The 19223-nt window shown below is 42.6% G+C and carries 13 protein-coding genes and 1 pseudogene; 13 read left to right on the top strand and 1 reads right to left on the bottom strand.

Translation table 11 applies throughout. The annotated features are described in order from the left end of the window. Nucleotides 1-36: 36 nt before the first annotated feature. Genes QQK21_RS17975 through QQK21_RS17990 form a run of 4 tightly spaced genes read left to right on the top strand, consistent with a single transcriptional unit; the run spans nt 37 to nt 4458 of the window. The gene (locus QQK21_RS17975; protein ID WP_284193568.1) at nt 37-1215 is read left to right on the top strand and encodes a TolC family protein; all 1179 of its coding nucleotides are present in this window, start codon (nt 37-39) and stop codon (nt 1213-1215) included. Continuing rightward, a complete protein-coding gene (locus tag QQK21_RS17980) occupies nt 1212-2426 on the top strand; it encodes an ABC transporter permease (protein WP_284193558.1) in 1215 nt (404 codons plus the stop codon). Before QQK21_RS17975 ends, QQK21_RS17980 begins: the two co-directional genes overlap by 4 nt. A gap of 3 nt (nt 2427-2429) precedes the next feature. Further along, nucleotides 2430-3713 carry an ABC transporter permease gene (locus QQK21_RS17985; protein WP_284193559.1) on the top strand — a complete coding sequence of 428 codons (1284 nt, stop codon included), beginning with the start codon at nt 2430-2432 and terminating at the stop codon, nt 3711-3713. 7 nt (nt 3714-3720) lie between these two features. Beyond that, complete coding sequence (locus tag QQK21_RS17990) at nt 3721-4458, top strand: ABC transporter ATP-binding protein (RefSeq protein WP_284193569.1); 738 nt, start codon at nt 3721-3723, stop codon at nt 4456-4458. A 20-nt stretch (nt 4459-4478) separates the two neighbouring features. On the opposite strand, the gene QQK21_RS17995 is transcribed toward QQK21_RS17990, so the two are convergent. Further along, on the bottom strand, nt 4479-5504 hold the full coding sequence (locus QQK21_RS17995) for a lytic polysaccharide monooxygenase (RefSeq protein WP_284193560.1): 1026 nt from the start codon (nt 5502-5504) through the stop codon (nt 4479-4481). A 680-nt stretch (nt 5505-6184) separates the two neighbouring features. Between QQK21_RS17995 and QQK21_RS18000 the strand changes: the two genes are divergently transcribed. The 9 genes and pseudogenes from QQK21_RS18000 to oppF form a co-directional block, all read left to right on the top strand. Next, complete coding sequence (locus QQK21_RS18000) at nt 6185-7630, top strand: serine protease (RefSeq protein WP_284193561.1); 1446 nt, start codon at nt 6185-6187, stop codon at nt 7628-7630. A gap of 161 nt (nt 7631-7791) precedes the next feature. Beyond that, a complete protein-coding gene (locus QQK21_RS18005; protein ID WP_284193562.1) occupies nt 7792-9306 on the top strand; it encodes a M20/M25/M40 family metallo-hydrolase in 1515 nt (504 codons plus the stop codon). Nucleotides 9307-9610: 304 nt separating this feature from the next. Further along, a complete protein-coding gene (locus QQK21_RS18010; protein WP_284193563.1) occupies nt 9611-11506 on the top strand; it encodes a methyl-accepting chemotaxis protein in 1896 nt (631 codons plus the stop codon). Nucleotides 11507-11651: 145 nt separating this feature from the next. Further along, nucleotides 11652-13325, top strand: a complete 1674-nt coding sequence (locus QQK21_RS18015) for a pyridoxal phosphate-dependent decarboxylase family protein (RefSeq protein WP_284193564.1) — start codon at nt 11652-11654, stop codon at nt 13323-13325. A 452-nt stretch (nt 13326-13777) separates the two neighbouring features. Continuing rightward, nucleotides 13778-15418 carry an ABC transporter substrate-binding protein gene (locus QQK21_RS18020; protein ID WP_284193565.1) on the top strand — a complete coding sequence of 547 codons (1641 nt, stop codon included), beginning with the start codon at nt 13778-13780 and terminating at the stop codon, nt 15416-15418. A gap of 74 nt (nt 15419-15492) precedes the next feature. Further along, nucleotides 15493-16413 carry an oligopeptide ABC transporter permease OppB gene (oppB, locus tag QQK21_RS18025; RefSeq protein WP_114784414.1) on the top strand — a complete coding sequence of 307 codons (921 nt, stop codon included), beginning with the start codon at nt 15493-15495 and terminating at the stop codon, nt 16411-16413. A gap of 16 nt (nt 16414-16429) precedes the next feature. Next, entirely contained in the window at nt 16430-17332 is a 903-nt protein-coding gene (gene oppC, locus QQK21_RS18030) for an oligopeptide ABC transporter permease OppC (RefSeq protein WP_284193566.1), read from the top strand. A gap of 46 nt (nt 17333-17378) precedes the next feature. Further along, on the top strand, nt 17379-18350 hold the full coding sequence (locus QQK21_RS18035; protein WP_284193567.1) for an ABC transporter ATP-binding protein: 972 nt from the start codon (nt 17379-17381) through the stop codon (nt 18348-18350). Beyond that, nucleotides 18347-19165: pseudogene (oppF, locus tag QQK21_RS18040) on the top strand (murein tripeptide/oligopeptide ABC transporter ATP binding protein OppF); the annotation flags it as partial. The gene QQK21_RS18035 and the pseudogene oppF, both read left to right, overlap by 4 nt. Nucleotides 19166-19223 lie beyond the last annotated feature (58 nt).

Here is a 19223-nt window from a genome sequence, read left to right on the forward strand (position 1 = left end):
CACTCTGGCTTTTCTCTGACAATCAATGAAGCGTGGATGCTGGCAAAGAAGCATAACCCTGATTATGAGATGGCACAAATTGACGTACAAATTGGTGAAACGGGCGTGACTTCTGGGCAAAGCGCTTTGCTGCCATCTCTGGATGCAACGGCTTCATCGAATTGGAATCAAGATAGCGATAATACCAATTCGTATAATATTGGCTTGTCACAAACTCTCTGGGATAGCAGTTTATGGTCGAATCTCGACCAAGCGCAGGCTAACTATTTAAAAGCGCAGCTTGAGTTATCAAAAGCGAGAGATTTGTTGGCTCAGCAGGTATTAACTGCCTATCTCGAAGTGGCGAATGCTCAAAGTGAGCTGTTATTGGCAGAAAGTAAGTTTGCCGAGGGAAATAAACTTCTGAAAATTATAGAGAAGCGTTACCGTGCTGGTAAGGTGACGTCGGTGGATGTTGAAGAAATTAGAGCTAACCAGTTATCAGAAAAAGCCAGCATTCTTGAGGCTAAAAGTAACTTACAAACTCAAATGTCAGAGCTTGCAGCCCTGACCAATAAAATTCCTGAGAAGATAGAACAAATCAAAACGGATGTTCTAATTGAACCGCCAATGTTGCGAAAATCTGAATATCAGTGGTTAAAGCTCGCCAAAGATCACAGCCCAGAATTGTTGGCTGCAGAGCAAGAAGTAAAAGTAAGTGAATTTGCTCAACAATCTGCTAAAGGTGGATACTACCCGAAAGTGTCGGGCAATTTAGGATACAGCGATGATGATAGTTCTTCTGACGGTGAATTTAATGCTGGATTAACACTAAATCTTCCCATTGATCTAAATGGTTCAACAAGAGCAAAAGTAGAAGAAGCCTCACTCAACTTACTAAAAGCCAAGCAGGGTAAACGTAAAGTAGAAATCGATATTGAGAAGCGAATTCGGCAGCAATACAATCAAGTGGGTATCAATTGGGATCGTGTTTTGATGGCAGATGAACTTGTTAAATCCAGTGCTAAAGTGCTCAATAGCAAAGAAACATTGTACGATGCTGGTAAGTTAGAAGCGTCAGATGTCATTAGCGCTCACAACAGTCTGTACGAAGCAAAAGTCAGTTTAGAGACAAACTTATATTCTTATTGGCTTAAGAGGGTCGATCTTTTATACACAGCAGGTCAGCTCGACGATGATACGATTTTGAACATTTCACGGGCTTTTCAATTGTGAGCGCCTTGTTGTTGCAAACATGGCAGACAATAGTTGCTCATCGTACTAGGAGCATCTTAGCTGTGGTCGCTATTTCTTGGGGGGTTATTTCGGTCGTGGCTTTAATGGCTTTGGGGGAGGGGTTTTACCGTCAACAAAGCCAGTCTTTTGCATTTATGATCAACGAGACCCAGATTACCTTCCCTTCAAGGACGAGCAAACCTTGGCAAGGAATGCCCGCTCGGCGAGATATTGATTTTTCCCTAGACGGGGTGGAGCAATTAAGACAGTCTGACTTTATTGCAGATGCTTCTGCCGCGTATGCAAAATGGGATGCCAGCATAACCAATATGGAGGGACAAAAGCTCGCATCTGGTGTTGGGGGTATAGATTCATCTTATTTTCCTTTGATGCAGCGCCCATTTCAATTGGGTGCTAGGAATATATCGCCGAATGATGTTAAGAATCATACCAGAGTGGCGATTATTGGTGATCAGCTTGCTCAATTAGGGGCCCTCGATATTGGTGATGAGATGAAAATCAATGGAATTCCCTTTTTGGTAATAGGTATTCTCGATGATGAAAGTAGCGGTATTTCATTTGGTGATAGCCGCAGAGCCTTCATTCCGCAAACCACCTATCGTGATCTTTGGGATGATAAGATTTGGATGCTTTTGACCAAACCCGCTTATCAGATGGATGCGCCTTTATTTCGGCAAAATATTGTTGAATTTTATGCTCAAAAGCTTCACTTTGACCCAACAGATCAAGATGCACTTTCGTTTATTGATATGAGTGATAACTCGGATGTCATCATTAGCATCCTACGAGGGATTCAGATTTTTCTTGGTACTAGTGGGGCAATGACAATGGCTGTTGGAGCTTTGGGAGTTGCAAATATTCTGTTTTTGTCTGTGACCGAAAGAACGCGGGAAATTGGTGTTCGTCTTGCGATAGGTGCAACACCCAAGGCGATACTCGCTCAGTTTATTTTTGAAGGACTCATTCTCGTTGCAATTGGAACCGCGCTAGGCTTAATGCTTTCTTTTGCTCTGGTTTCTATCTTGTCTATGATGAGTTTACCTGATTGGATAGGTAAACCTGCCATCACTCCGTGGTCAATTGCTATGACTTTGTCAGTGACTTTCTGTCTTGCCTACCTTGCTTCTTATTTCCCTGCAAGACGAGCGTCACGGTTAACGCCTGTTCTTGCTTTGAATGCGAAGGCTTAAATTATGTGTCTACCAGTACGACAAATTTTCCAAGAAATGGCGTCAGAGAAGCTCAGATTGGCTTTGACCATTCTTGCCGTTGCTTGGGCAACGTTATGTATCGCTAGCATGCTAGCTGTCGGTGAGGGTATTCGCCTTGGCGTGATGAAGACCGCTCAAAATGGTAACGGCAACCTTATCTATCTGACGGGAGGAATCGCAACGAGAGATTCAGGCCATTTTTATAAAGGCAAACCCCTAACACTGAAAATAGCGGACTCTAATGTTGTGAGATCTCTTCCTGAAATAAAAGCCGTGGCTCCAACCGCGGTATGGGAGGAGGATATTACCTTTGGTGATAAAAGCACATGGCGTCAGCCTCTTGCCGTCACCAATGAATTTAAGTCAATGACAAATCTTGATCTGCTTGCGGGAAGCCGCTGGTTAAATCCACTTGATCAGCAAGAGCAGCGCAAAGTTGTTGTGCTGGGTTATTCACTTGCCGCTCAATTTTTTAATCCAGATCAACGTGAAAACTGGTTTGATACTGTGGTACTTAAAGTGAACCCAGTGGGTAAAAAAGTAAAAATTGGAGGTGAGGAATTTACGGTGATTGGCGTACTAAACAAAAATAGTGCCTATATAGAACAAGGCGATCCCATCGATTATTCCAGTTTTGTCCCACTTGCAACATGGAAGCGTTATCATCCAGATGGTGACATATCGGGGATAAATGTTGAGCCGTATCCGAGGGCAGACCGTCCTATGCTTGCCGATACCATACGTCAAGTGTTGGCACGTAAACATGGTGCGAGCGTTGAAGACAAGCAGATTATTCAGATCGAAGACATGTACCTTGACCAAAAAACGATGCGCCAGTTTCTTGTCGGCTTGCAGAGTTTTTTAGGGATTATTGGATTTGTAACCTTGGCCGTTGCGGGAGTCGGTATTGCTAATGTGATGTATGCCACAGTAAAGCGTTCGACACGAGATATCGGTGTTCGTATGGCGGTGGGGGCAACGCCGACCGTGATTCGTGTGCACTATTTGTTTCAGTCATTGTTGACCATGATGATTGGCGGAGTTTTTGGGCTGATTGCAACGTGTTTGATCATATGGACAATTGCGTCAATTGATCTTGAAGGCAATAGATTTTATGAACGTCTTGGAAATCCAGTTCCTGAGTTATCTTGGTTGGTTGTTGCTATTGTGATTCTAACGTTGATCATGACAGGTGTTGCTTCCGCTTGGCTTCCTGCCAATCGTGCGGCGAAGGTGACACCAATGGAGGCTTTGCAGAGTGAGTAACCGAGTAATGAAGGCAGATAGTGTTTTAGTGAATCTCACTAATATTTGCAAATTCTATTCGAGCGGGGAAACTGAGGTTCGGGCATTGGATGGGATTAATCTTCATATTGCATGTGGAGAGTTCTTGTCTATTTTGGGGCCTTCGGGTTCGGGAAAATCGACATTGATGAACATGTTAGGATGCTTAGACAAGCCGACTCACGGAAGTTATCTGCTTGATGGGCAGAATGTTGCTTGTTTAACCAATAATCAATTGGCCGCAATTCGAAATCAGAAAATTGGCTTTGTGTTTCAAAGTTTCAATTTACTTGAGTATGCGACTGCACTTGATAACGTCGCCCTTCCCTTGGTTTATTCTGGTATCTCAGTTAAAGAGCGTCACCGGCGTGCTGCTGAATTATTAAAGCAAGTAGGGCTTGGTGATCGTCTTTATCATAAACCGAATCAATTATCAGGGGGGCAGAAGCAGAGAGTTGCAATCGCTCGCGCTTTGGTGAATGACCCACAAATTATTTTAGCAGATGAACCTACTGGCGCTCTTGACTCGAAATCTGGTGCGGAAATAGAAGCCTTGTTTAATCAGCTTCATGCACAAGGCCGCACATTAATCATTGTTACTCACGACAATGCCTTAGCTGAGCGCACCAACCGGGTGATCACGATTAAAGATGGTAAAGTCATTGCCGATAGAAAATCAGCGGCAATAAAGGCCCAGTCAATCGATACTGAGCCAGCAATGGAATAATCGTCTTCGTATTTCATTACTTAGCGCTTTTTAATCAAAGACAATTGGTAGTTAAATTCTGACGATGGAGCATACACTTGGTTGGCGTATAAATTTTTGGAATCAAACATATAGTGATTCATCTCACTGTGCCAAATGCCAATATGCCATAGAGGTGAGCCACTATTATTAAACATGGCTGCGAGTTCTGCGGGCCATGTATTGTGCTGTATGTGGTTTTTTGTTATTGCGAGAGAGAAATCTTTTTGTTCTTGACCATATCGATCAAAGACTCGAAGTCGTATGGTGTCTCCAACGTTTACTGGGCCGAAATGCGGCGGAATAAAATAAGTTAGAGCAGATAACTGTTCGGTTGATTTATTGGTATCTGAGACGGTTATATGTTTGTCATTGTGTGACTTTAAAGTGATATCACTGCAGTTATAAAACCCTTCTCCAGCGGGATCTTCTCGCTGCCATCGAGTGAATAAAATGGCGTCTCCACTTCGGTTGGAAGGTAGTCTAATCGTTATTTCATAGTTGTTATTTGAGTTGACGCTAATATCTCCCTCTGAGTCAACTAACTCTAAGTCACTCCATTTAAGAGGTTGAGAACCATCATAATCTGGTTTACTCAGATAAAACTCCCAATAAGATGGGTTGTGGGGGGCAGTGGCATGAAATATGAGTGTAAGCTGATTATTTGAATCGAGGCTTACTGGGGTTTTTTGCCAATAAGGGGAAGCGATGTTCAGCCCTGATTTTGCACTGTCTCCCGCACTGCATAGACTGCCGTCTTTGACGCTTGCCTTAACTTGTGCCATGTCCCAATATTGTGAAACGTTAATCGAGATTTCATTCCTTTGAACAAATTGATAAGCGCCCGATTGATCGAACGCAGCCTGACAGGCAGCATTAGGAATGCGATCTTCCCAAAAGCCACCATCGAGGTAACAAATATTTTGCCGAGCATTTGGATATTCCACCCAGCCATGCGTATAGGCAGTGAGTGGTGTGAGAATTAGTAAGCTTGTAGTGGTGAGATAGGTTGTTATACAGGTTTTCATGATATCTCCTTACAAATACTATTCATGCCTGAAGGCACGATTTATGGCTGCTCAATGATCTCAACCTAGCAGTGATAAGGAAAATATTTAATTTAAAATAAAATTATCAGCATACTGTGATGATAATTTGTAATCTTGTGCCCACAGATATGGAAATATCTGCAGTTAAACCCAGTTGTTTTCGAGTCACTTCAAATATTTATTGTTTTGCTCACTGATCTATTGGTGAACATCAAACAATGTTACTCAAATGCCATTATTAACTTTTTAGCGACTATCATCTGTTCCTATTGAGTTACTTGTCATTTTAGGCTTCACCGATTCAAAATTGGAAAGCTGCTAGCGTAGACATATTGCTAGTTACGCATCGCAAGACATCACACTTTTTAAATAAGTTGACGAGAAATCAATTAATAGCGCTCTAGGGCGTTCTCAATGATCTCTCTCGATGACGTTTTTATTGGTTGATTTAGTGGCAAAAATGTCAATTTTTAGACTCTGATTTTTAATATTTTTTATGCCATTAAGGCATCCAAAGAGTGCTTTTTTATTCACTGTAATATATTGAAGTGTCAAATATTCTTTACTGAATGGCTAATATGAGATTTATTGCTTATTTGTTTTGAGTGCTTAAGGTTGATTTTGGGATTACTCGAATAAACCTACAAAGGGACTTACCAATGAAAACAAATATATTTAGCGTTGGACTGGCTCTAGCTTTTATCAGTTCATCCTCTTTTAGCGCAGATACAGCATTGCCTGTGATTGCCGATGAAGTGAAGTACACTTTGTCACATAGTGAGCTTAAAATGCTGACTGATCATGGGTTAGGACAAACAGTAAAGCATCAGGGAGCTTCCTTTATAAAACTTCACTTTAAAAAGCTTTCATTACCGCAAGGTGCATTGCTAAGAGTGAAATCTCCCACAACAGGTGAAATGGTTGAATACGACAAAAGTCAGATAGATTGGTTTGCTCAATCTATATCAGGAGACTCTTTGGTTATTGAGCTGGTTGCCAATGCTAAAGGTCATTATGGCCAATTTGAACTTGATTATTATATGGCGGGAAGAGACATCGCTCTTCAGGAAGCGGCAACACTGTCAACTTGTGGTGAAAATGAACGTCGAGATGTTGCTTGCTGGGAAGGCTCTCATCCGGATAAGGTGGCTTGGAGTGCACCAGTCGCTCGCTTGTTGATCAATGGTAGAAGTCTATGTACTGCTTGGCGTGTTGGGCCGAGCAACCATATGTTTACCAATAACCATTGTGTAGACAATGCATCTGAATTGAAAAATACTGAGGTTTGGTTTAATTACCAACGCACCAGTTGTAATGGTTCAATGGCAACAACCGTAAAAGTGATGGGTAATGAGCTTCTCAGCACCGATTACACTTTGGATTACACACTATTTACGGTTGATGACTTTTCTAAAATATCCTCGTTTGGTTATCTTGGTTTAGATGCCTCTGAGCCTGTTTTTGGCAACGGTATTTATATCCCTCAGCATGGTTCAGGAAATCCGAAAGAACTTTCTATCGAAAGTGATAAAAACGGTTCAGGAATGTGTCAGATTGATTTGGCTTCAGCCAATGGTAGAGGAACGGATACAGATACAGGATATTTTTGTGACACAATTGGAGGTTCTTCCGGTTCGCCGGTTTTAACCACCGCTAACAACAAAGCGATAGCCTTGCATCATTTTGGTGGATGTGAAAACCAAGGGGTAAAAATTAGTAAGATTTGGCCCAAGGTTGCCAGCTATTTCAACAATGTTCTACCAGATGGTTCAGTAGGTTTGCCCCCAAGCGATGGAGCAACCGAACTGAGTTTAGATACCCCTATCTCGAACCTATCAATGACCAAAGGCGAAGAAAAAATGTTTGTTCTTCGAGCGGCGAATCGAAACTCAGATGTGATGGTGTCAATTGCTTCTGGGACAGGAGATGCTGACTTATATGTACGAACAGGTCAGCAGCCAACCCGAAGTGTCTACGATTGTCGTCCTTATCGTTCGGGTAATACAGAATCCTGCGAGGCGACCAATGCTAATGAAGACCTTTATGTCATGCTTCATGCATACAGTTCCTTCTCTGGTCTCACACTGACAGTCACACCTAAATAGCAGACCACATTAAAGGGTGCTTTGGCACCCTTTTTTACCACCAGTCTAATGATACAAATGTGACAATTTTTTGTAACGCCCGACTGTAAACGAAATGATTCTCAAAACCGACATAATTATCCAAGGTTTTGAGACTCGCTGAAAACTCCATGGAGGAGAAAATGAAATATAATAAGACGTCTTTGGCTATCGCTCTTTCTGTTATTGCAATGAATGCGAATGCTGAGGAAAAATTATGGATATCGATCGGTTCAGATGCCTCTCAAACCGTCGCCAACGCGGGAGCTAAATCTGTTTTGCCTACCTCTCTAGCAAGCGCTAGTAACGTGTGGGTAGGGCAGGTAGATGAAGATCAGCTAGCAGGTTTGTCGCACGATATGCACGAAGAACATCATCGTTGCGGTGGTTATATGGTGCACCCATCACTGCAAAGTGCCATGGCAGCAAGTGCAATGCCAGAAACATTAAGTAACTTCGCTATTCCCAAGTTATCACAGCAGGCTTTGGTTTCACCTTGGTTGTCACAAGTCAATCCAGCTGAAATTACTCAGACCATTCGTTCACTGATGAGCTTTAACAACCGCTTCTATAAAACGACGTCGGGTTCACAAGCTTCTGATTGGATTGCAAACGAATGGCGCTCATTAACGTCTGGACTTGCGAACGCCAATGTTACTCAGTTTTCTCATACGGGTTATAACCAAAAATCAGTGATATTGACTATTGAGGGGACAGAAAGGCCAGATGAGTGGGTGATAATGGGAGGCCATCTTGACTCGACCGTGGGGTCAAGAACCAATGAATACTCCATCGCTCCTGGTGCTGATGATGATGCGTCGGGTATTGCCAGTGTTACTGAGATTATTCGTGTATTGGCTGAAAATAATTTTGCCCCTAAGCGCTCTATGGCATTTATGGGGTATGCAGCAGAAGAAGTGGGTTTGCGAGGGTCTCAGGATATTGCTAACACGTACCGTTCTCAAGGCAAAAATGTGGTTTCGGTGCTGCAGCTAGACATGACCAATCACAAAGGCTCGTCACAAGATATTGTCTTCATTACTGATTACACCGATAGCAGTTTAACTCAGTTTTTAACCGGTTTACTTGATGAGTATTTGCCTTCGCTCAGTTATGGTTATGATCGCTGCGGTTACGCTTGCTCTGATCATGCATCATGGCACAATGCTGGTTATTCTGCAGGTATGCCATTTGAGTCAAAATTTGGTGATTCCAATCGTCAAATTCATACCTCAAGAGACACACTTGAAAACTCAGATCCTACTGGTGCACACGCAGCCAAGTTTACTAAGTTAGGCTTGGCTTACGCGGTGGAGATGGGTAATGCAAATGGAGGAAATCCTCCAACAGATAAAGTACTAAAAGATGGTGTCCCTGTGACTGGGCTGTCTGCTGCCTCGGGAAGTGAAATATCCTATAGTTTCGAGCTGGATTCTTCAAAGACTGTGGATATAAAAACGTCGGGTGGTTCTGGGGACTTGGACTTATATGTAAAATTTGGCTCAAAGGCAAGTAAGCAAAATTGGGATTGCCGCCCATATAGATATGGTAATAACGAAACCTGCACGTTTAGCAGTGCAACGCCAGGTACTTTTTATATTATGCTCAATGCCTATTCTTCATATTCTGGCGTCACGTTAGAAGCATCTACTCGCTAACAGAACCAGATGGATGGATTTAGGTTGTACCATCCAGTTCTCTTAATCTTCTGAATTAAATGATGAAATTTGATATTCATCATTATGCCTGATGTCTAACTCACCCATTGTCATGATAAATTTATATAATAAATGTTGCATATATTTGTGATGGGAAGCTAAGGTTATAGTGTTGGCTGGGTGTATTGACGGTTTAAACTTGAGCTAAAGCTCTACCATCACTGATTGTCGGTAATAACAACAACAGACCTGATCGCATCCTTACATTTGTTTTGTTTGCTCGTACATGTAGTGAGGAAGCGCAATGAATATCGGCTTTAAAACTCGAATCTATCTAGGGGTAGGTGCACTGGTAACCATCTCTTTGGTTGTACTCGGCACTCTCAATATTTCCTCCATGAAAGAAAAAATGGTCACTGCTTTGGTGAGTGAAACCCAAAATAAACTCAATTTCCATGTTACGGAACTTGAGCAAATGATGAAGTTTCGTATTGATTCTATTGCAACGGCAGCTGCTCAGTTTGGGACAAATCTGACTCCGGACGAAAATCAGAAATTGGTGTCTTTACTGGCGAGAACGGCTCGCTTTAGTAATGTTATTGTTACCTACGAAGACGGTCGTCACTTCATGTCGATAGAGGACAGTAGCAGCTTTGATTTTCGCGGTCGGGATTGGTATCAAGCGGCAAAACAAGCCTCGACGGTCACTTTAACTGATATTTATCAGGACAAAGTCACAAAAGAGAACGTGGTCAGCGTGACCATGCCAATTAAACAAAATGGTAATGTGGTTGGAGTCCTGCTTGGTGATATTCAACTTGGCGGTGTTATTGATACGGTCAGTAACATGCGTTTCGCTGGGGGAGCTGCGACCTTAACCGATAGAAATGCGGTTTTTTTCGCCAGCGATGATCCGAATGATATTGGCAAAACACCATCGCAAGTCAGCTCGAACTTTGCCAAGATGGAAATGATGTTTGAGAGTCAGCAAAATGGTCATCTGACCTTCCCTTATCTTGGAATACAATTCGATGGTTATTTCCAAAGAGTGAATTTAACTCAAGATATGTATTGGACCTTAATGGTATTTGTTGATCAGGCAACGGCATTAGCAGAGGTAGACAAAGCAGAGCGAGAGGCCATTGTTACAGGTGCAATTTTGTTTACTATCAGCTTTGGCGCAATTTTTATTATTATTCATTATGCCTACAAACCTTTACTTGTACTTAAGTCTGCTGTGCTCAATCTTTCTCACGGCAATGGGGACCTGACCCAGCGTCTCGAAGTGACTGGTAACGACGATTTAGGTCAGATTAGTCAGGGCTTTAACGAATTTGTACAAAGTCTACAAGATATGATGTTACATATCTCTCGTGCAAGTGAAAACATATCGGCAAACTTGATTGATCTTAGAGACACGGCAAAGGAAAATGAATCCAAGCTATTGAGTCATTCGAGTGAAACTGAACAGGTAGTCACTGCTATCACTCAAATGAGTGAAAGCGCTCGTACCGTTGCTGAAAATGTTCATCAGTCAAATAAAATCACCGATGCGGCAAGCGCAGAAGCGCAGTCTTCTTTGAACATTGTCAACAACGCCGTATCAACGGTGAGTGCATTAGTTACAGAAGTTGAGGATATGGCTGGACGCATTGGCAGTATGAAAAAAGACGCCAACCGAATTAGTGATGTGCTGACTGTGATAGGTGAGATTTCTGAGCAAACCAATTTGCTGGCTTTAAATGCTGCTATTGAAGCTGCTAGAGCTGGAGAGCAAGGGCGTGGGTTTGCCGTTGTGGCAGATGAAGTGAGAGCGCTCGCTGCTCGAACTCAAAATAGTACCTCTGAAATTTCCGAAATGTTAAGCCAGCTACTCGAAGGCACCGAGCGCGTGGTGAGTGCGATGGAAGCAACCAAAGGTCAGTGTCAGTCAACGGCAGAAAAAACATCAGAAGTGTCAGAAAGTTTGAGCTTGATGACAGTTTCGGTCAAAGAGATTGATGATGTTAGCACCCAGATAGCCGCAGCAACAGAGCAGCAAAGTACCGTTGCTGAGGAGCTCAGTCGTAATATGTTGTCAATTCGTGAAATAGTCGACGCTTTAGTAAGCAGTGGGCAGCAGACCGTGGCGGCTACAGAGTCTTTGAATGATTCTAACCATGAGCTTGAAAGGTTGGTGGCTAACTTCAAACTAAGATAATCCTTTGCGACTATGAATCCTTTGGGCTGAGTTTAGGCCCATTTCTAATCCTTTAGAATCCCTTGTGCAGGCTAACTGCATTTGATGCTCTTTATTTTGTGTTTTTAAGTGATATATAGATCAATACTGGTGAGGGGTAGAAGATATGGCTCATGTAACTTCTTCGCGCGAAAAAGATTCGGTGGGTGCCAATGCATTATCGACTGAGTATCTGCAAAAGTATCAACAATTGATGCAATGCTTTTTTAGTCGAGACAAAACATTATGGCCGCTATTTTCGCCACCTGAGATCAGCCGGCTAGTAAAAGGTGAATCGCCGTTTTCTAAGCAGCATGTCAGTCACCTTGAAAAGGAATTACGCGAGCGAAAAGACATACCCTCGCAGATGCAGCCCTTAACCGATCCCTTTGATCCTCTTGCTTTATTCGCAGCTTATCAGTGTAAAGATTGGCAGGACCCGAAAGCCGTTGAAAATGTTATTTCTACACCCTGTGATCCAGCCATTCATGGAGCCATGTTAGCGACAATAAAAAATCCAAACTTAGTCTACAGTGAGTATGCAGGGATGGCGGTTGAGTTGGAAAAAGTGGTCGTCCGTCAAATCGCGTCCTTAGTTGGCTACGACCCTTCATGTGCGGAAGGATTGTTTACACAAGGTGGCACATTTTGCAATCTTTATGGCTATTTGCTTGGTCTTCGTAAGACGTTTCCTAAATCAAGTACTCAAGGTATCGCAGGTCGCAATTTTTGTATGCTTAACTCTGAGTCAGGCCATTACTCCAATATGACTAATCTATCCCTATTAGGTATAGACATGGAAAGACAAGTCATTCGAATACGCATTAATCGAAACAATCAAATCTGTCTTGATGATCTTGAGCGTCAATTAGAGACTTGTTTTAGGCAGGGGGTCTTGGTGCCAACCATAATGCTAACATGTGGTACCACAGATACGTTTGCTATCGATGATATAAGCTCAGTGCGCAAAATAGTCGAACGTTTGTGTCGTCACTATGAAATACCTCGAGCGCCTCATATTCACGTTGATGCGGCAGTAGGGTGGAGCCTGCTCTTTTTTCTCGACTATGATTTGGAATTTAATCCGCTGGCTATTAATAAGGCTACGATCAAGAGTTTGCGCTATTTAAAAAAAATGTTGGAAGGCTTAAAAGACGCTGACTCTTTCACGGTAGATTTCCAAAAATGGGGCTATGTGCCTTATACATCCAGTCTATTCATGGTGCGAGAGGGTACCGATTTTGACAAGCTTCAGCAACAAGCCAGTTATTTTTCGTATTTTGAAGACCAGCTTAAGAGTGAAACTCATCTTCAATCTACTATCGAATGCTCTCGAGGAGCTGTTGGAGTATTTTCTGCTTACTCGGCATTACAATTTCTTGGCAAAGAAGGGTACCAAGTTATTCTGGCTCATGGTTTACAAAATGCTAATTATATGCGTGAAAAACTGGAAAGGATAAGCAGCTGCAAAGTTTTATGCCCGTCAAACCATGGTCCGTCGGTCGCATTTCGCTTATACCCTAAACAGTTTAGAGCCGTGCCTGAAGCATTCTACAAGGAAATAAAATTGGAAGCGGGAAAGTATAATAAAAGCATCATTAACCAAGTGTCATCTTATCATCGTCAACATTTCGTCGCGAGAAAGGGCAAAGGTCTCAAGACCAATTGGGTTGATTCTGTTACTCATACTGATTACACCCCGAGTGGCAAGTGCTTGGCGATTCCGGGTGAAAAAGCGGTTTTTCTTAATCCTTACACCTCACGTAGCGATATTGATGCTTTTTGTCACTTACTCTACTGACCTCAAATATTAAAATTGGCCTTAAAACGTTTGTTATTACCTTGCTCAACCTGTTATCGCTTGCGGTCTATTGAGGTTTTATTTTTTTATTTTTTGTATTTTTATTGTTAATTCAAATGTCGAATATCTCAGCATTAAGGCAATAAGTAGACATTTTACTGAACATGTTGATGCTGTGATATCAGTCTAAATAGTGCAGGTCTATAGTGAGCGAAGGTCGATATCTTCTGTAATATTTTTTTCAAAATGTTGCATGGATCGGAGAATTAAGCCGATTTTTGCTACATTTTTATGGCAAATCAAGTGGAGGATTGATAATGTGTGCTGCAATCTTCGTAAGCTTTTAGTGTTTTGTGCTTAATTATTACACTAAATAATGCTAAATCACTATTTCTTATAAGTAGACTTACGAAGGTGTCATGGATGCAAATTGAAAAATTCGGAGTTTACGCATGTACAAGAATAAGATCACTCAAGCCCTTCTTCTTGGGGCAAGTTTGGCCGTCGCGGTCACTTCTACTTACACTTTCGCCGCAGATGTTCCAGCAGGCACTCAACTCGCTAAAACACAAGAGCTGGTTCGCGGTAACGGCGCGGAAGTTTCTTCACTTGATCCCCATAAGACAGAAGGTGTTCCTGAATCCAATGTGCTGCGCGATTTGATGGAAGGGCTGGTTATTCAAGATGCGATGGGTAACACAATTCCTGGCGCAGCGGAATCTTGGACAACAGAAGACAATAAAACCTTTACCTTTAAAATTCGCAAAGATGCCAAGTGGTCAAATGGTGATCCTGTCACTGCGTATGATTTTGAGTACAGTTTTAAGCGAGTAGCCGATCCAAAAACAGCGTCTCCATATTCTTGGTATATTGAATATGCCAAAATTAAAAACGCCAGTGATGTCATCGTTGGTAAAAAAGGCAAAGATGAATTAGGTGTAAAAGCTGTAGATGCTCAGACATTGGTTTTGGAAACCGAAATACCGTTGCCGCACTTGGTGAAAATGCTGGCTCATACCACTATGTACCCTGTACATAAAGCGACAGTTGAAAAATATGGTGATAGTTGGACCAAACCAGAGCACTATGTTTCGAACGGTGCGTACACACTTAAAAATTGGGTGGTTAACGAAAAGATAGTTGCCGAACGTAACAAAAATTATTGGGACAATAGCCATACGGTTATTGATAAAGTAACCTATCTCCCGATTGAGAGTCAGAATGCGGAAATGAACCGCTTTTTATCTGGCGAGATTCATATGACAGATGAATTACCAGATGAACAATTTAAGCGTTTAGTCAGAGATTACCCGCAAAATGTGGCCGTAAACCCATGGCTGTGTACTTATTACTACGGGTTTAACAATAAGCGCCCTCCTTTTGACGATGTACGTGTCCGTAAAGCACTTTCTTATACCATTGATCGAGATATCGTGACTAAAGCGATTTTGGGGCAAGGTCAATTACCAGCCTATGCTCTCACTCATAGTGGGGTGACAGGTTTTTCTCCTGATGCGCCAGAATACGCCAAAATGACGCAGAAAGAGCGTGTGGCCAAAGCAAAAGAGTTGTTAACTGAGGCCGGCTTTAACAGTGGTCATCCTCTTGATTTTACTTTGTTGTACAACACTGACGATAACCATAAAAAGATTGCGGTTGCGGTGCAATCAATGTGGAAGAAATCATTGGGTAGCTTTGTTAATGTAGAGCTCGAAAATCAAGAGTGGAAAACGTACTTAGAGAGCTCTAAACAAGGAGACTTTGATGTACGCCGAGCAGGGTGGTGCGCGGATTATAACGAAGCATCAACTTTCTTAAGTGTCGCGATGACGGATAACGGACAAAACGATCAGAAGTACTCAAGTGCCATCTATGATAAAGCCATGAATGATGCAGTTAACGTGGCAAAAACGGACGAGGAACGTAACCAGTTTTACGCAATTGCAGAAGCACAACTCGCTAAAGACATGCCAATAGCACCGATATATCAATACGTTAAATCACGCTTGGTCAGTGCTCAAATCGGCGGGTATCCAGAGAAGAACCCTCAGGATAATGTCTACTCGAAAGATCTATACCTTATCAAAAAATAGTCTCTGAGTAACAAACCCAGTGTGTTAATAGCGCCTGTTATTAACACACTGGTTTTTTAGATGTGAGTTGTCTTATGTTAAAGCTAATTTTTTCTCGTGCTCTCGAAGCAATCCCCACTTTATTAGTGCTTATCACAGTGTCATTCTTTCTGATGCGTTTTGCACCCGGTAATCCTTTTTCTTCTGAGAAAACCCTTCCGCCAGAGGTTATGCAGAACATTAACGAGAAATACGGGTTAGATAAGCCAGTGTTTGAGCAGTACACCACGTATTTAGGTAATATTCTTCAAGGGGACTTTGGTCCATCGTTTAAATACAAAGATTATAGTGTTAATGAACTGGTCTCTGATGCATTACCAGTATCGGCTAAAGTGGGAACGGTCGCCTTTATCTTTACGGTGATCGTGGGAGTTTTCATTGGAACCATGGCAGCGCTCAAACAGAACACTTGGCTCGATTATACTATTATGTCGACCTCTATGATTGGTATTGTGCTGCCGTCTTTTGTCTTTTCACCTGTGCTCATTTATATCTTCTCCATATGGTTAGGATGGTTCCCTGCCGGTGGATGGAATGGTGGAGCCGCGCAATATATGGTGCTTCCTGTCCTTGGTATGTCGTTCCTCTATATTGCTACCTTTGCTCGCATCACACGTGGCTCTATGATCGAAACCCTCAACAGTAACTTTATTCGTACTGCAAGAGCAAAAGGGTTGAGCTATCGATACATCATCATCAAACACGCACTCAAACCTGCACTGCTTCCTGTTGTCTCTTATATGGGGCCTGCATTTGTCGGTATTATTACAGGGTCAGTGGTGATTGAAACCATATTTGGTTTACCAGGAATTGGTAAGCTTTTTGTCAATGCAGCTTTCAACCGAGACTATTCGCTGGTGATGGGAATAACGATTTTAATTGGTTTCCTATTCATTTTATTTAATGCGGTTGTCGATGTTTTGCTAGCGATGATTGATCCGAAAATTCGCTACTAACAAGGAAGTTGGAAGTATGTTAACAAAAAAAGAAAACTTAGAAGCGATAGAAAAATTTTCCGAAGAATTGGAAATTCAAGGTCGCAGCCTTTGGCAGGATGCGCGTATTCGTTTTATGCGAAATCGTGCAGCCATGATGAGCCTGCTGATCTTATTTATTATGACTCTGGCGGTTATTTTCTTGCCTATGATTGCGCCCTATACCTTTGATGATACTGATTGGTATGCGATGCATGTAGGTCCAAGTGCAGAACACTGGTTTGGTACGGACAGTTTAGGTCGAGATCTTTATGTCAGGACCTTAATGGGGGGGCGAATCTCACTCATGGTCGGTGTCATGGGGGCGTTTGTTGCCGTATTGATTGGTACCCTTTATGGTGCGACGTCAGGGTTTATTGGCGGTAGAACAGACCGCGTTATGATGCGTATCCTTGAGATCCTTTACGCTGTGCCTTTCATGTTTTTGGTCATTGTGTTGGTGACATTTTTTGGCCGAAATATCTTTTTGATTTTTGTCGCCATTGGTGCGATTGCTTGGCTAGATATGGCCCGTATTGTTCGTGGCCAGACACTGAGCTTGCGCAGCAAAGAATTTATTGAGGCTGCCCACGTATGTGGTGTGAGTAAGTGGAAAATTATTACTCGCCATATTGTTCCTAACGTGCTCGGTATTGTTGCTGTGTATTCTACCTTACTGATTCCAAGTATGATCTTAACCGAATCGTTTTTGTCATTTTTGGGGCTGGGTGTCCAAGAGCCTATGACAAGTTGGGGCGCCTTGCTTCAAGAAGGTTCTCAGACAATGGAAATTGCCATTTGGCAGCTTATTTTCCCAGCCGCATTTATGGTGGTGACGCTATTTTGTTTTAACTATGTTGGTGATGGTCTGCGCGATGCGCTTGATCCTAAAGACAGATAACTAAAAGCAATACATTATAAAATCTATAAAGAGTAAGGAAGCAATGATGAGCTTATTAGATGTCAAAGATCTGCGCGTTCAATTTACCACTCAAGATGGTATTGTCACGGCGGTCAATGACTTGAATTTTTCTCTCAATCAAGGTGAAACCTTGGGTATTGTTGGCGAATCAGGGTCAGGGAAATCACAGACCGTATTTGCGATCATGGGACTACTGGCCAAAAATGGCATCATATCAGGCAGCGCCAAGTTTGAAGGTAAGGAAATTCTCAATCTTTCTGAGAAAGAGTTGAACAAGGTTCGCGCTGAACAGATTGCAATGATTTTTCAAGACCCTATGACCTCACTAAATCCCTATATGAAAGTCAGCGATCAACTGATGGAAGTGTTGATGCTGCACAAAGGGATGGGCAAAGCCGAAGCGTTTGAAGAATCTGTACGCATGCTAGAAGCGGTTAAGATCCCTGAGGCGCGAAAACGTATCACCATGTTTCCCCATGAATTTTCTGGTGGAATGCGTCAGCGCGTAATGATCGCAATGGCTTTGCTGTGTCGTCCGAAATTGTTGATTGCGGATGAGCCTACCACGGCACTAGACGTAACCGTTCAAGCGCAGATTATGGACCTGCTCAATGAGCTTAAGCAGGAATTTAATACCGCAATTATCATGATCACCCACGATTTAGGCGTTGTTGCTGGTTCATGTGATAAAGTGCTGGTGATGTACGCAGGTCGAACCATGGAGTATGGGACGGTCGATGAGATTTTCTATCAACCCAGTCATCCCTATGCAGAGGGACTGCTCAAAGCGATTCCTCGCTTGGATACCGAAGGTGAAATTTTGCCTACTATACCAGGTAATCCACCTAACTTGCTTAATTTGCCCACTGGGTGTCCATACCAAGAACGTTGCCACAGAGTGATGAATCGCTGCAAGGTTGAAGCACCGATTCTGACACCGTTTGCCGATGGACGTCAAAGAGCGTGTTTTTCAGAATGGGAGGCTTGGGACAGATGAGCACAGATAAAAAATTGATTCTCGATGTATCGGATTTAAAGGTGCACTTCAATATTGCGGCAAAGTCGGCTTGGCCTTGGGTAAAGCCTGCAAGTTTGAAAGCCGTCGATGGCGTTAATGTTCGTCTGTATGAAGGTGAGACGCTTGGTGTGGTTGGTGAATCTGGATGTGGAAAATCGACGTTTGCCAGAGCTATTATTGGCTTGGTCGAAGCAACTGATGGTGAAGTCGTTTGGTTAGGGCAAGATCTCACCAAGATGCAAGAAGTTCAGCGGCGTGAGACACGTAAAGAAATTCAGATGATTTTCCAAGATCCACTGGCTTCGTTGAATCCACGTATGACCATAGGGGATATTATTGCAGAGCCACTTGAAACCTTTTACCCAGAGCTTTCCAAACAAGAGGTGAAGGATAAAGTGAAGTCAATGATGACAAAAGTGGGCTTACTTCCTAACGTAATCAATCGTTATCCTCATGAATTCTCCGGAGGTCAATGTCAGCGAATCGGCATTGCCAGAGCTCTGATTTTAAATCCTAAGATGATCATCTGCGATGAGCCTGTATCAGCGTTGGATGTGTCGATTCAAGCTCAGGTTGTGAATTTGCTAAAAGAGTTGCAAAAAGAGCTTGGTTTGTCTCTAGTGTTTATTGCCCATGATCTTTCGGTCGTTAAACACATTTCAGATAGAGTCTTAGTTATGTATTTGGGTAATGCGGTGGAGCTTGGCGAGGCACAAGCGCTATTTGATAATCCTAAGCATCCATACACACGGGCCCTTATGTCAGCGGTTCCTATTCCAGATCCTAAACTAGAAGTGGCCCCCGATTTTCGGACATGACTTTAAGTGATTGATCTGTTTTGATAGTACCCAG

The organism is Vibrio zhanjiangensis, assembly GCF_030161235.1.
GTDB lineage: Bacteria > Pseudomonadota > Gammaproteobacteria > Enterobacterales > Vibrionaceae > Vibrio > Vibrio zhanjiangensis.